This is a genomic window from Pseudomonas sp. HD6422 (assembly GCF_025377065.1).
Lineage (GTDB): Bacteria > Pseudomonadota > Gammaproteobacteria > Pseudomonadales > Pseudomonadaceae > Aquipseudomonas > Aquipseudomonas putida_U.
On sequence record NZ_JAHWIW010000096.1, the window covers coordinates 1 to 662 of the forward strand.

The following is a 662-nucleotide window of genomic DNA, read 5'->3' on the forward strand; positions in this document are numbered from 1 at the left end:
CATCTGTAGTTACCGCTGATGCTGAAACTTTAAAGGTTAAAGGTCTGTTTGATGTATTGTGAAGCTTAATTGTAAAGTATTTTTTATCTCCTTTTATTTCTTTAAGAGAAATAGAACCATAAGAGTTTACCAAACCTTTAGAATCCGTGTTTTTAAAAGTAGCTACAACTTCATTTCTCAAAGCATTAGCAACATTAATTAAGCCTGCTCCCTGTTGTCTAGGTGATGCAAAGTATTGACTTTTTTCTTTCCAAGACGTTGCATCCATCATAGGCCGTGCAGTATTTTGTAGGGCTATTTTTGTAAGACTTGTAAGATCTATTTTGTCATCTCCCTTAAGATTTTTCAAGGCAGGTCTTTCAAGCATTTCCTTTAACTTTGGTCTAATCAAAACAGTAGAAGCTGCCACGATTGGAGTTGCCATACTAGTCCCTGACATATAACCATAAGTTGATTTCCCATTGATAACATTGAGAGTGGATTTAATATTTTTACCTGGTGCTGAGACATCAGGCTTTAAAAGTAAATCTGTTCTCGGTCCCCAAGATGTGGATCCTGCTGGAACGATGACATCTTCTTTATACAATTCTTTGTCTGTGTCAGGTGCAAACTTAAAGTCAATCTCTTTTTCGTCACCTACATTCGGTTTATTAGAATTATAG

At 35.8% G+C, this 662-nt stretch carries 1 protein-coding gene; it reads right to left on the reverse strand.

What is annotated here, in order from left to right; all coding sequences use genetic code 11:
* On the reverse strand, positions 1-662 hold a 662-nt coding region (locus KY379_RS27215; protein WP_261261849.1), incomplete at both ends, for a S8 family serine peptidase.